General features: G+C 69.6%; 13 protein-coding genes. 6 read left to right on the top strand and 7 right to left on the bottom strand.

Annotation, left to right across the window (positions count from 1 at the left end):
- Nucleotides 1–197 precede the first annotated feature (197 nt).
- The 3 genes from BMZ83_RS09155 (at nt 198) to BMZ83_RS09145 (ending at nt 3409) form a co-directional block, all read left to right on the top strand.
- Nucleotides 198–551, top strand: coding sequence for an Hsp20/alpha crystallin family protein (locus BMZ83_RS09155; RefSeq protein WP_074877859.1), 354 nt, complete (start codon nt 198–200; stop codon nt 549–551).
- 62 nt (nt 552–613) lie between these two features.
- Complete coding sequence (locus BMZ83_RS09150; RefSeq protein ID WP_074877857.1) at nt 614–2281, top strand: ABC1 kinase family protein; 1668 nt, start codon at nt 614–616, stop codon at nt 2279–2281.
- A gap of 51 nt (nt 2282–2332) precedes the next feature.
- Nucleotides 2333–3409 carry an aminotransferase class I/II-fold pyridoxal phosphate-dependent enzyme gene (locus tag BMZ83_RS09145; RefSeq protein WP_074877854.1) on the top strand — a complete coding sequence of 359 codons (1077 nt, stop codon included), beginning with the start codon at nt 2333–2335 and terminating at the stop codon, nt 3407–3409.
- Nucleotides 3410–3913: 504 nt separating this feature from the next.
- Here BMZ83_RS09145 and BMZ83_RS09140 read toward each other — a convergent pair.
- Nucleotides 3914–4444 carry an inorganic diphosphatase gene (locus BMZ83_RS09140; RefSeq protein WP_074877852.1) on the bottom strand — a complete coding sequence of 177 codons (531 nt, stop codon included), beginning with the start codon at nt 4442–4444 and terminating at the stop codon, nt 3914–3916.
- A gap of 203 nt (nt 4445–4647) precedes the next feature.
- Between BMZ83_RS09140 and BMZ83_RS09135 the strand changes: the two genes are divergently transcribed.
- Nucleotides 4648–5010, top strand: coding sequence for a PadR family transcriptional regulator (locus tag BMZ83_RS09135; RefSeq protein WP_074877850.1), 363 nt, complete (start codon nt 4648–4650; stop codon nt 5008–5010).
- A 7-nt stretch (nt 5011–5017) separates the two neighbouring features.
- Here BMZ83_RS09135 and BMZ83_RS09130 read toward each other — a convergent pair whose 3' ends face one another.
- A complete protein-coding gene (locus BMZ83_RS09130; RefSeq protein ID WP_174955523.1) occupies nt 5018–5668 on the bottom strand; it encodes a DUF7108 family protein in 651 nt (216 codons plus the stop codon).
- The gene (gene rnhA / locus BMZ83_RS09125) at nt 5655–6251 is read right to left on the bottom strand and encodes a ribonuclease HI (protein WP_074877848.1); all 597 of its coding nucleotides are present in this window, start codon (nt 6249–6251) and stop codon (nt 5655–5657) included. Before rnhA ends, BMZ83_RS09130 begins: the two co-directional genes overlap by 14 nt.
- 270 nt (nt 6252–6521) lie before the next feature.
- Between rnhA and nreA the strand changes: the two genes are divergently transcribed.
- Nucleotides 6522–7781 carry a DNA repair protein NreA gene (gene nreA, locus BMZ83_RS09120; protein ID WP_074877846.1) on the top strand — a complete coding sequence of 420 codons (1260 nt, stop codon included), beginning with the start codon at nt 6522–6524 and terminating at the stop codon, nt 7779–7781.
- A gap of 6 nt (nt 7782–7787) precedes the next feature.
- Here nreA and BMZ83_RS09115 read toward each other — a convergent pair whose 3' ends face one another.
- Nucleotides 7788–8078, bottom strand: a complete 291-nt coding sequence (locus BMZ83_RS09115) for a DUF5789 family protein (protein ID WP_074877844.1) — start codon at nt 8076–8078, stop codon at nt 7788–7790.
- Nucleotides 8079–8204: 126 nt separating this feature from the next.
- Between BMZ83_RS09115 and BMZ83_RS09110 the strand changes: the two genes are divergently transcribed.
- Nucleotides 8205–9317, top strand: coding sequence for a DUF7139 domain-containing protein (locus BMZ83_RS09110; protein ID WP_074877842.1), 1113 nt, complete (start codon nt 8205–8207; stop codon nt 9315–9317).
- 1 nt (nt 9318) lies between these two features.
- On the opposite strand, the gene BMZ83_RS09105 is transcribed toward BMZ83_RS09110, so the two are convergent.
- Genes BMZ83_RS09105 through BMZ83_RS09095 form a run of 3 tightly spaced genes read right to left on the bottom strand, consistent with a single transcriptional unit; the run spans nt 9319 to nt 12045 of the window.
- Nucleotides 9319–9783, bottom strand: coding sequence for a Mut7-C RNAse domain-containing protein (locus BMZ83_RS09105; protein WP_074877840.1), 465 nt, complete (start codon nt 9781–9783; stop codon nt 9319–9321).
- Nucleotides 9780–11546: a DNA polymerase/3'-5' exonuclease PolX gene (polX, locus tag BMZ83_RS09100; RefSeq protein ID WP_074877942.1), complete on the bottom strand. Its 1767-nt coding sequence runs from the start codon at nt 11544–11546 to the stop codon at nt 9780–9782. Before polX ends, BMZ83_RS09105 begins: the two co-directional genes overlap by 4 nt.
- A 55-nt stretch (nt 11547–11601) precedes the next feature.
- On the bottom strand, nt 11602–12045 hold the full coding sequence (locus tag BMZ83_RS09095) for a DUF5788 family protein (RefSeq protein WP_074877838.1): 444 nt from the start codon (nt 12043–12045) through the stop codon (nt 11602–11604).
- Between the last annotated feature and the right edge of the window lie 415 nt (nt 12046–12460).

Here is a 12460-nt window from a genome sequence, read left to right as displayed (position 1 = left end):
GGGTCCCGAACCGCCGTCGTCACCGCTCCCTTCTCCGCTTCCTTCCACGATCGACACGGCTGTCGGTTGCCGCAGAACCCCCACGAGTCCCGCGGCTGATCGTCGCCGCATCACCCCACGATCACCGCGGCTGACCGCCGCCGCGGTACCCCACCGCCACCGCCGGCTTTTTCGAGACGCGCCACCATAGATCGGCTATGGACACAGTTCGCGATGCGCTCCGAGAGCTCCCGGACGCGGTGTTTGCCGACCTGCTCGAGAGCGAGTCCGCCTACCGACTCGTGATCGACCTGCCGGGGGCGACCGCCGACACGACCGACCTGCGCAGCGAGGGCGGTCGGCTCCGGATCGAAGCGCGCCGCGAGAAGTCGTTCGGCGGCGAGTTCGACTACGTGCGCGAGGATCGCCCGCTGTTCCTCGACGTGGAGATCCCGCTCCCGCCGGACGCCGGCAGCGACGCCGAGGCGTCGATGGAGCGCGGCGTCCTCACCGTCACCATCCCGAAGCGGTCGGCCGGGCCGGCCGAGTCGATCAACATCGACGACGCCTGATGATCGGACCGACTGGCCGCACCGCCGGGGAGCCGACGCGCCCAAGGGTGGGGTGATTCAGGCTGGCATCCCTCCGAGCCTACTGGCGGTTCCTCGTCGTCGTCAAGGGGTTCCTGCCGCTGCTGTTCGCGTGGGCGCGGGACCGGAACCGGTTCCTGCTGTTCGGGCGCGGCCGCAGCGTCGACAGCGAGACGCGCACGCGCCGCGCCGAGGCCTTGCTCGACACGCTGTTGACCCTCGGGCCGACGTTCATCAAGCTCGGCCAGCTGCTGTCGACCCGGCCGGACGTGGCGCCGCCGGAGTACGTCGACGTGCTCTCGAGCCTGCAGGACGAGGTGCCGCCGGCCGACTGGACGGAGGCCAAGGAGGTCCTCGAGGCCGAACTCGGCCCCGTCGAGGAGACGTTCGACGAGTTCGACACCGACGCGATCAGCGGCGCCAGCCTCGGGCAGGTGTACCGCGCCGTGCACGACGGCGAGCAGGTGGCCGTGAAGGTCCGCCGGCCGGGGATCGTCCCGCTGGTCAACGCCGATCTCAGGGTGCTGCGCTGGTCGCTGCCGGTGATCATCTTCTTCGTCGACGAGTCGAGCTCGTTCTCGCTGTCGAACCTCGCCGACGAGTTCGCGAAGACGATCCGCCAGGAGATGGACTACGGCCGCGAGCGCGCGATGCTCGAGGAGATCCGCGAGAACTTCGCGGACGACGAGGAGATCCGCATCCCGCGGACCCACATCGACGCCTCCGGGGAATCAGTGTTGACGATGGAGTACCTCCCGGGGACGAAGATCAACGACGTCGAGGAGCTCGACGCGAAGGGGATCGACCGCACCGAACTGGCCGAGCGCCTCCAGCGCATCTACCTGCAGATGATCATCGACGACGGCGTGTTCCACGCCGACCCCCACCCCGGCAACCTCGCGGTCGACGAGGAGGGTGCCGTCATCTTCTACGACTTCGGGATGAGCGGGCGGGTCGAGCCGTACATCCAGGAGAAGATCGTGGAGTTCTACGTCGCCATCGCCCAGCAGGACACCGACGCGATCCTCGACGCGCTGGTCGACATGGGGACGCTCTCGCCGGAGGCCGACCGCGAGGTGATGGGCCAGGTGATGGAGCTCGCGATCCAGGACGCCCGCGGCGAGGACATCGAGCAGTACCGCGTCCAGCAGATCATCGAGCAGGTCGAGGGGACGATCTACGAGTTCCCGCTGCGGCTGCCCCGCAACCTCGCGCTGGTGCTCCGGGTCGCGACCGTCGTCGAGGGCGTGTGTGTGACGCTCGACCCGGACTTCGACTTCATCAGCGTCGCGACCGACTACCTCACCGAACAGGGCTACCGGGAGCAGACCGCCCGACGTATCGCCGGCGATGCCGCCGACCAGGCACAGGAGACCGCCGGCGCGTTGGTGACGGTCCCGCCGAAGCTCGACCGGGTGCTCGACGGGTTGGAGGACGAGAACCTCACCGTCAACATCAACGTCAAAGACGACGACGACGTGATGCGGGACCTCGCCAAGCGGCTGATCCTGGGGATCTTCGTCGCCGCCGGCGTGCTCTCGGCGGCGCTAATCTACGCGTTCGGGCAGGACTGGCGGGTCTCGGTCGGCATCCTCGGGGTGACGGCGCCGCTGGTGGTCGCGCTCTGGCGCTCGTTCCGGCGCAAGCGGAAGTCGATCCGGGCGACGCCGCAGTTCACCCGCCAGAGCATGCGCGAGCGCGACCGGGACTGAGACGGTCGCCGGCACCCGGTGGTTTTTGCGGCCGCCCGACGGACTGGGCGTATGGACGTCTCACCGTTCGGCCTCGAACGCTGGTTCGCCGAGTACGAACACGACGCCGACATCATGCTCGCCGAGAGCGGGATCCGCTCGCTGCCGGCCGACCGCTTCGACCTCGATCCGGGGAAACTCGGGTACGTCATCCCCACGAACGGCGACCCCGAGTTCCGCGCGGACGTCGGCGCACGCTACGGCCGGGACGCCGACGAGGTGCTGTTCACCGTCGGCACGCAGGAGGCCAACTTCCTCACCTTCCTCTCGCTGTTGAACTCCGAGCACGGCGACCACGCCGTCGTCGTCACGCCGACGTACCAGGCGCTCCACGCCGTCCCGGAGGCGTTCGGCGAGGTGACCCGGGTCCCGTTGAACCGCGAGGACTGGAGCGTCGACGTCGAGGGGGTGACGGACGCGATCCGGGACGACACCGCGGTCGTCGTGCTCAACAACCCCAACAACCCGACCGGAAACTACCACGACGAGGAGACGGTCCGGGAGCTGTACGACCTCGCCGCCGACCACGACGCCTACCTGCTCTGTGACGAGGTGTACCGCCTGCTCGCCGAGGAGCCGATCACGCCCGCGGCGGCGCTGGGCGAGTACGGCATCTCGACGACCAGTCTCACCAAGGCGTACGGCCTCGCCGGCCTGCGCTTCGGCTGGGTCGTCGGCGACGAGGAGGTGGTCGAGCGCGCGTGGCGCTGGAAGGACTACACCACCATCTCGCCGACGCTGTTCGGCCAGCACGTCGCGAAGCAGGCGCTGGGCGAACAGGAGGAGGACATCCTGACCGAGAACCGCGACCTCGCGACCGAGCACCGCGAGATCGTCGCCGACTGGATCGACGAGCACGGCCTCGACTGGCACGAACCGGTCGGCGTCAACGGGTTCGTGACGGTGCCCGACGGGTTCGAGGACGCCGAGGAGTTCTGCCGCGTCGTCGTCGAGGAGGCGTCGGTGGTGCTGGCGCCGGGGCACCTGTTCGGCCCCTACGAGAACCGCTTCCGCATCGGCTTCGGGCTCCCGACTGAGGAGCTACAGGAGGGACTGGGGCGGGTCGGAGACGTGATCCGCAACCACTGAATCGCCGGCTCCCGTCTCCGGGGACCCGCTCACTGCTCGGCGTCGGCGTCCGCTTCGTCCTCGTCGGACTCGCCGGGCGACGCCGCCGGTTCGGGGACGACGGTCACGTGGTCGATGCCGACGGAGGGGTTCTTTGCGGCCATGTGAGAACGGTGGGCCCGACCACTCAAGAGATTACCCATACGCATAACGCATGGCGCTCCCGCGACCGATGTTTCTGGGGAATACGCATGTCTCCGGCGTATCGGAGGCGTGGAGTGGAGAACTGGGGCGCATCGGCGCCGACGGGCGGGCGGCCGCCGAGTCGGCGACCGGGCGCGAGCCAGCGCGCGCTGGTCGTGTCCGGTAGTGGCTGTGTGGATCGTCACACAGCGACGGCAACACGCCCCGTCACTCCGGCCCAGAGGCCCGAGTGAGTTGCGAGGCGTATCGGTTCTCACACAGACGGCAACGGGCTCGTCGACGGCGACCCGGCGGCCGCCGTCGCTCGCGAGCCGTGACTGGTTAGAACGTCTCCTCGTACAGGTCCTGCGCGTGCTCGACGGCGTCGAGCGCCGCTTGCTTGTCCTCCCAGCCCAGCGTCGTGACCTCCTTGCCCGCCTCGAGGTTCTTGTAGGTCTCGAAGAACTCGTCGATCTCGTCGAGGATCTGCTGGGGGACGTCGTCGATGTCCTGGACGTGGTCGAATCGCGGGTCCTCGCTGGGGACGGCCAGCACCTTGTCGTCCTGCTCGCCGTCGTCGTCCATCCTCATCAGTGCGACCGGACGGGCCTCGATCACACAGCCGGGGAACGTGGCGTCCTCGACCATCACCATCACGTCGAACGGGTCCTCGTCGTCGTAGTAGGTCTGTGGGATGAAGCCGTAGTCGTAGGGGTAGTGAACGTTCGAGTGGAGTACGCGGTCGAGTACGACGCCCGGCACGTCCTTGTCGTACTCGTACTTGTTGCGCTCGCCTTTGAGGCACTCGACAACCGCGTAGATCTTCTCGGGCGCGTCCGGCCCGGTCTCCAGATCTTCCCAGAGGTTCGTCATGCCTCCAGAGGTTCCGGCAAGTCGGGCAAATGCTTTTCGGGACGTTCCTGTCCGGGCGAAAATGCTTTTACGGTTGGACGAGTAGAACATGTTGCGAGCACTGTACGAATACCCCGTGCTGTGCGTCGGCGCCGACAACGCCCCGGGAAGGGGGGCATGTCGCGTACATGGTGGGGGGTAGCGCACAGTGCCCCACATCAACAATGTCAGAGGCAGAAGCAGTCAACGACGAGCAGCCAGGTATCGCACGAGATCTCACCGCGTTCCAGCAGAACATCCTCGTCATCCTCTCCGAGGAGGCGATGTACGGGCTCGCGATCAAACGCGAGCTCGAGGAGTTCTACGGGACGGAAGTGAACCACGGTCGACTCTACCCCAACCTCGACGACCTCGTCGAGATGGGGCTGGTCGAGAAGAGCGAACTCGACAAGCGAACGAACCAGTACGCGCTGACCGAGAAGGGGCGCGAGGCGGTGCTTGACAGTCTCGAGTGGACGCTTTCCCGGTACGTCACCGACGAGAGCCGAGCCGACGAGATCGGCGAGATCGTCGACGAGAACCTCTAAGGACGGCTTACGACTCTTCGACCGGCTCCGGCGGCTCGGTATCGGCCGCCGCGAACAGCTTTCGGACGGACTCCCCGATCAGCGACGCCTGCGCCTCGCTCGGCCAGGCGTTGCGCGGGTAGTACTCGTCGAGGAACTCCCGTACCTCCTCGGCGGTCAGCTTCTCGAGCGGTTTCGCGTAGTGGTTGCTGGCAAACGCCGCCAGCGCCCGGGCGTTGGCCTCGTGTTCCGGGGCGTCGTCGGCCACGGCGGCCACGAGGTCGTCGTTGTGGTCCGCGACCTCCTGCCAGCGCTCGGGGTCGCCCGGCCCCGAGAGCGTGACCTCGACCCCGCGGTCGGTCTCCTCGATCCGGTCCAGTTGGACGACGCCGTCCTCCAGCCACTCCTCGGGGTAGAGCACGAGCGTGTCGTCCTCGTCGCGGATGCGGGTCTCGTAATCGTGCTCGGCGACGAGGTCGTCCCGACGCTCGCGGTACACCGACGCCTCCTCGGCCGCGGCGTCGTCGCCCCGACGGTCGGCCGCACGGGCCAGTCGGGTGAGCCGCTCGGCCTCGTCGACGGCGTCGGCCGGGATGTCCGGCACGCGCTCGTCGTCGGTACCCGCAGCGTCGACCGCCTCGGTTCGTTCGGCCGTCTCGGGATCGCTATCTGGCGTCATCGAGTGCCTCGTTCGCTAGGTCGTCGGCGCGGTCGTTTATCTCCCGCGGAACGTGCTCGACGTCCCAGCGGTCGAACGCCCGGAGCAGTTCCCGGGCGGTCACGCGCAGCTCCCGGAGCTCCGGGTCGTTGGTGTTCCACTCCCCGCGGAGCTGTTTGACCACGAGCTGTGAGTCGCCGCGAACGTCGAGCTCGTCGAGGCCCAGGTCCCGGGCGGCACGGAGCGCCCGCAGCAGCGCCTCGTACTCGGCCTGGTTGTTCGTCCGGCGGCCGATGCGTTCGCTCCCCTCAGCGACGACGCCGTCGCTGCTGACGATGGCCCAGCCGACCGCGGCCGGCCCGGGGTTACCCCGACTGGCGCCGTCGAAGTAGACGTGTGCGCGGCCGCCGCCGTCCCGGAGCAGCAGCGTGAGATCCGTGGGTGAACTCCCCTGGACGACGACCTTGTCGTCGTAGGCGACCGCGACGGCGTCGCCGCGTTCGGCCCGCCATCGCTCGTGGTCGGTGTTGCCCGTCGACACCTCGACGCCGGCCTCCCGCAGCCGTTCGCGTGCGTCGTCGGGGTCTACAGTGACCGTCGGCATGGGGGCACTACCCGGCCGGCGAGTAAAGGCGGTTCGTTCCCCGACCGCGGGGGAGCGGCTCGCGTCAATCGACGCGGAACCGCCCCGACACTCAAGTACGGGGACGGGACCAGCCACCCCATGCGCTGAGAACTGCCCCCGGTTCGGCCGAGGCGGGAGCGCGACACACCGGCCGGGGGATCCGTCGTGACGCCGTTCGCCACCTGTGCGCCGCATACGGGGGTGCCGTGCACAGAACTTTCAAGCCGACGTAGCGCCGAGTCCGGGGTGATGCGACTCGACGAGTATCTCGAGTACGAGGCGGACGAGGCCGCCGAGCGGCGGCGCCTCGCCGAGGAGAAGAACTACGAGATACTCGACCAACTGGAGTCCTTCGAGAACCGCTTCGAGGAACACGTCACGGACGACTCGCTGGTCGGGAGCGTCTCGCCGTCGATCTTCGTCGGCCGCTCGAACTACCCGGAGGTCTCGACGGGGATCCTCTCGCCCGTGGGCCACGAGGACGACGCCGGCCGCTTCGAGACCAGCGGCGAGTGGTACGACGAGGGCGTCGGGATCGCGGACGTGTTCGAGCGCCGGACCAGCCTGCTGAACTCCAACCGCACGGGCGTGGGCGTCGACGTGCACGACGCGTGGGACGGGTTCACCGGCGTCCAGCGCGAGATCGCGATCGCCGACCGCCCCGTCGGCGTCGAGGTCGGCCTCGACGGCCGGCCGGAGGTGGACTACGACGTGTCCCGCGACGACGTGGCGACGCCGGTCGGCCCGCGAGCGACGGCCCAGTCGGCCGACCTCACCGAGAACCCCCACGTCCCCCGGCCAGTCGAGAAGACCCTGGAGGACGACGACTGGCAGGCCCAGGGCGCGATCAACTACCTCTACCGCCGCGGGTTCGACGTGTACGACATCAACACGATCCTCTCGGCGGGCGCGCTGGGGCAGGCCGAGAACCGGAAACTGGTCCCGACGCGGTGGTCGATCACCGCCGTCGACGACACCGTCGGCCAGTACCTCCGCGGGACGCTCCGCGGCAACCGGAGCGTCGACAGCGTCCAAGTCTGGCACAACGAGTACCTCGGCAACAGCTTCTGGGTCGTCCTCGCACCCGGGAAGTGGGAGTACGAACTCGTCGAGATGAAGGCGCCCGGGAGCATCTGGAACCCGGATCCGGATGCGGGCACGTACCTCGCGAGCGCCCACGAGCAGTTCGAGGGGCGGACGGGGTACGTCGACGAGACGGCGGGCGCGTACTACGCGGCCCGCCTCGGCGTGCTCGAACACCTCTCGGAGATCGGCCGGCAGGGGAAGGCACTCGTACTCCGCCACGTCTCCGACGATTACTGGGGCCCCGTTGGGGTCTGGCAGGTCCGCGAGGCCGTCCGTCACGCCTTCGAGGGCGAACACGGCACCGCGGAGTCGCTGTCGGGCGCGGTCAGCGAGATCGGCAGCCACCTCCCGGTCTCGGCGGCGCGGCTGCGGAGGAAGTCGACGATGGCGGCGGGCGTCCAGTCGAGCCTGCTGGAGTTCTGAGCCGCGCTACTCGGTCTGGACGGGGCCGCGGCCCACGACCGACTCGACGGCCTCGACGAACGACTGCCGGGTGTCGAAGTAGGTGGTGTCCGTCTCCGCCAGTACGTCCTCGAGGCTGCGCGGGCCCTCAGGGGTCCGGACGGTCGCGTCACCCTCCTTCTCGACGATGCGACTGCGCTCCTGGGGCCAGGTGAGTCGTGCGGCGACGCGGGCAAGCGGCGCGCCCTCGACGGGGCTCCCCGCACCGAGTTCGACCGCCGGCTCCTCGGCCTCCGCTTCGGTCTCTTCTTCGCTCATGTCCGGCACATCGCCCGTCCGGACGGTAACGCTTTCGATGGCATCGACGGGCGAGGCCGTAACTGTCTTTTTACCGATATGTGTATGACGTACGGCTTTTTGTCCGTGGGGCCTGATGCACCGAACATGACCAGTCTCTCGGAGGTGTACAAGCCCGACGCGGAGTTCCAGACCAGCCTCCGGCGACTGTACGCGGGGCTGGGCCTGTTCGCGGTCGGCGGCCTGCTCGCGATAGCCGGCGTGATCGTGGGGGCGATCACCCCGTTCGACTCGCTGACGGCCTCCTGGGAGTGGGCGGGCATCCTCGCCGGGCTCGGCGTCCCGGCGGCGATCCTGGGGATCTTCGCCGTCCTCCCCTCCGGCCGGCGGACCCGGGCCGCGGCCGTGATCGGCGCCGCGCTCTCGATCCTCGGGGTCGCGCTGTTCGCCCACGCCTACCCCTGCCAGTGGGTCGGCACCAACTGTCTCAACGGCCGGACGCTCCTGACGCTCCCGGTCGCACTGCTCTACGCGGCGGGTATCATCACCACGCTGTGGTGTCTATTCACCGGGATCGTCAACTTCGAGTCCCGGAACAGCCCCGGCGGCACCGCCCACGTCGAGGTGACGACCCAGGGCGAGACGAAGGTGATCGAGGTCCCGACCTCGGAGCTCCCGAAGTTCTCGAGCAGCATGGGCGTCCTCGGCGACACCCCCGATGTCGAAGCGCCCGACCGACCGGGCGCCGGCGGCGGGAACAGCAGCGTGGCGAGCGACGGCGGCGCGTCGACGAACGCGATCGACGATCTGGGTGGCAGCGGCGCGTTCGTGGACGAGTCGGAGATCGTGGACGCCGGCCCAAGTACCCCCTCGAACGGGGCGTCGACGTCGAACGGGAGTTCGAACCCCGCCGGCACGGACGGCAGTACCGAGTCCGTCGGCTCCAAGCCGCCACGGCGCGAGAACCGCGAGTCGGCCGCCGGCCGCTCGACGGGGCCGTCCAACCCGGCGGCCGGCGGTTCCGCCGGCGATGTGAGCGACGTGGGTTCGGGGAACTCGCCCCGACGCGACGACGACTGGACGCCGACCGGCGCCAGCCCCGACCGCGCCGAGAGCGGGCCGGACCGGGACAGCTACTGCGGCTCCTGCCGTCACTTCGAGTACGTCCAGACCGAGCGAGGGATGCAGCCCTACTGCGGGTTCCACGAGGACCTCATGGACGACATGGACGCCTGCGACGACTACACCCCCCGGCAGTAGCTCACAGCGCCGCGAGCGTCTCGCGAACGTCGGCCCAGTGTGATCCCCTCCAGAACCACTGCCCACAGTCCCGACAGCGGTAGGTTTCGGTGTCGTCGGGCACGTACGCCGGCGCCTCGTCGGCGTCGGCGGGTGCGAGCTCGCCGTTACAGTTGCTACAGCGGCGCGGTCGCGCGGGCAGCGAGAGGTCGACACCCGCCGCCCGCAGCTCCCGGAGCTGGTCCTCGACGTCGCGCTCGGTGAGCAGGATCGCGTCGTCGGCCTGCGCGGCCAGCTGCTCGTCGCGAGTGAGCAGCGTTCGGTTCTCCGCCGTCGCGAGCCGGAGGATCCGCTCGTCGGCTTCGATGCCCCGGTCCAGCGCGTAGGCGGTGTCGTGGCCACACATCCGCAGGAACGTCGCGAGTTTCCCGAGCATCACGTCGAGCAGGAACCGGCGCTCGGACCGCCCACCGTCGCTCACGGTCAGTCGAGGAACGCCCGGACCCCGTCGACGTCGCGGGTGGTGAGCACGTCGTCGGTCTCGGCCCAGCCCCGGCGTGCGGTGTGGACGCCGTACCGGCTCTCGGCGAACGCCCCCGGCCGGTGGGCGTCGGTCCCGATCGCGACGACGGCGCCGGCCTCGACGGCCACCCGGACCGCCGAGTCCCGCAGGTCCAAGCGCTGCGGGTTGGCGTTGATCTCCAGCGCCGTCCCGTTCTCGGCTGCGGCCTCGGCGAGCCGGTCGAACTCGGGGGAGAGCCCCGCTCGTTCGTTGATCATGCGGCCGGTCGGGTGGCCGAGGACGTCCGTCCGGGGGTGCTCGATCGCGGCGACGAGGCGGTCGGTCGCCGGCCCGCGGTCCTGGTCCAGCGCCGCGTGGGGCGAGGCGATCACGACGTCCAGCTCCGCGAGCAGGTCGTCGGGGGTCGAGAGCCCGCCGTCGGCGTCGACGTTGGTCTCGACGCCGTGGAGCAGTTCGAGGTCGTGGCCCGCCTCGGCGAGCGCGTCGCGGGCGCCGTCGATGGCGTCAGCCTGTTCGCGGATCTCCTCGGGGGCGAGCCCCATGTTCCCGAACACCCCCGGCCCCTCGGCGTGGTCGGTGATCGCGAGGTAGTCGTGCCCGAACTCCGCGGCACCCAGCGCCATCTCCTCGACGGTCGCGTCGCCGTCGGACCAGTCGGTGTGGGCGTGGAGGTCGCCCCGGATCTCGTCCTCCGCGACGAGGTCGGGGAGGGCGCCGTCGCGGGCGGCCTCGATCTCGCCGGTGTTCTCCCGGAGCTCCGGCGGGATCGGCGGCAGGTCCAGCGCGCCGTACATCCCTTCCTCCGTCTCGCCCGCGACGCGATCGCCGACGCGCTGGCTTCCGTCGGGGTCGTCGACCCCGGACACGTCGAAACAGCCGTACTCGTTCAGCTTCAGGTCGCGGTCGATGGCGACGTTGCGCAGGTGGATGTTGTGGTCGCGGCTGCCGGTGAAGTACTGCAGCGCCGCGCCGAACTCCGAGGGGTCGACCACCCGGAGGTCGACCCGGACGCCGTCGCCGGTCCGGAGGCTGGCTTTGGTGGGCCCGGACTCGATGGTCTCGGTGGAGTTCTCCCAGTCGAGGAAGGCGTCGACGACCGCCTCGCCGTCCGTACTGGCCGCCAGCACGTCCACGTCGCCGATCGTCTCCTTCCAGCGCCGGTTCGAGCCGGCGAGTTCGGCCTCCTCGACGGCCTCGATCCCCACGAGGAACTCCCGCGCGGCCTCGCCCAGCGGGCGCCCCTTGCCCAGGAGCGTGCGCTGGTGGGCCTGTCGGGCGAAGTCGATGCCGCCGAGGATGTTCTGCTCGGTCTTGGGGCCGAACCCCTTGACCTCCCGGATCTCCCCGTTCCGGGCCGCGGCTTCGAGTTCGTCGAGGTCGGTGATCCCGAGTGCCTCGTAGAGCGTGCCGACGGTTTTGGGACCGACCCCCTCGACGCTCGTGAGCGCGGCCATGTCGACCGGGAGCTCCTCGCGGAGCTCCTCGAGCTCCTCGATCTCGCCGGTCTCGACGTACTCCACCAGCTTCGCCGCGATGGCGTCGCCGACGCGGTCGATCTCCGCGACGGCGTCCTCGCCCTCGGCGGCGAGTTCCTCGACCGGTTCTGCGTGCTCCCGGACGTTCTCCGCCGCGCGCCGGTAGGCCGTGGGCTTGTACTCCACGTCCTCGGCGTCCAGCAGGTCGGCCATCTCTTCGAGCAGGGTCGCGAGTTCGTCGTTCGTGGGCATGTGGTGGCTCTCGGTGTAGTGTCGATCGGTTGCGTCGCGCGGTCGTCGGCGTCGGTCAGAGCGACCCGCGTCGCGGGCTGCCGTCGTCATCGTGACCGAGCGCCTGCTGGAGGAAGTTCATCCAGCGCTTCTGGTCGGCGGCCTCCTGTCTGGCGGCCTCGCTCTCGATGTCGGCGGGTTCGAGCTGTTCGAGCGCGTCGAGCGCGCGGTCGATGCCGATGACGCTGTTGGCGAGTTCCTCCCCCCGCTCGTAGCTGACCACGCCGTCCTCGATCAGTTCGAGCCGTTCGTTGCGCTCCCGCCGGAGGTTGCGTTTGGCCTCGTCGACGCGCTCGCGCTGGTCGGCCGGCACCGTGTCCCGGCGCTTGATCTCGAAGACGAACTGCTGGAGTTCGAGTGTCTCGCCCTGGACCTCGATCTCCCGGGGGATGTCGGCGCCGATGGTGGCGGCCTCGCGGCCGACCCGTTCGAGCAGTTGCTTGCGCTCGTACTCCTTCACGGGGGGAGGTTGGGCGGGGCGGCTCTTTGCTCCTTCGCCCGTTATTCGTTTTCGGTGGTCAGGGCGGGTTCCCGGAACCGTGACAGCGGCAGCACCTCGATGCTTGGACTCCGGGACCGCAATGCGCCGGGCACGAGGCCCGGCGCGGTTTCCAGTCCCCACCCCTCCCCCCGCGGGCGCCGACCGCTGGCGCTCGCGAGGCGTCCACCGCAACCGCAGACCAGCCGGAGTGGCGCGCGACCGGAGCGCGTCGGCGCGAACGAGCGCGCGAGGGACGAGTGAGCGATAGCGAACGAGTCGGCTGGGGAGGCTGTGGCCGCGGTGCGGGGCGGTGCGGTCACAAGTTGCCAACGAACGGGATGCCGTTGCGGTCGCCGTTCGAGTATCGACCTCAGAGACCGCCAACGCTCACCGA

The sequence above is a fragment of the Halolamina pelagica genome (genome assembly GCF_900115675.1).
GTDB classification, from domain to species: Archaea; Halobacteriota; Halobacteria; order Halobacteriales; family Haloferacaceae; genus Halolamina; species Halolamina pelagica.
Note: the sequence above shows the minus strand (reverse complement) of the source record. Positions and strands in the feature narration are given on the sequence as shown.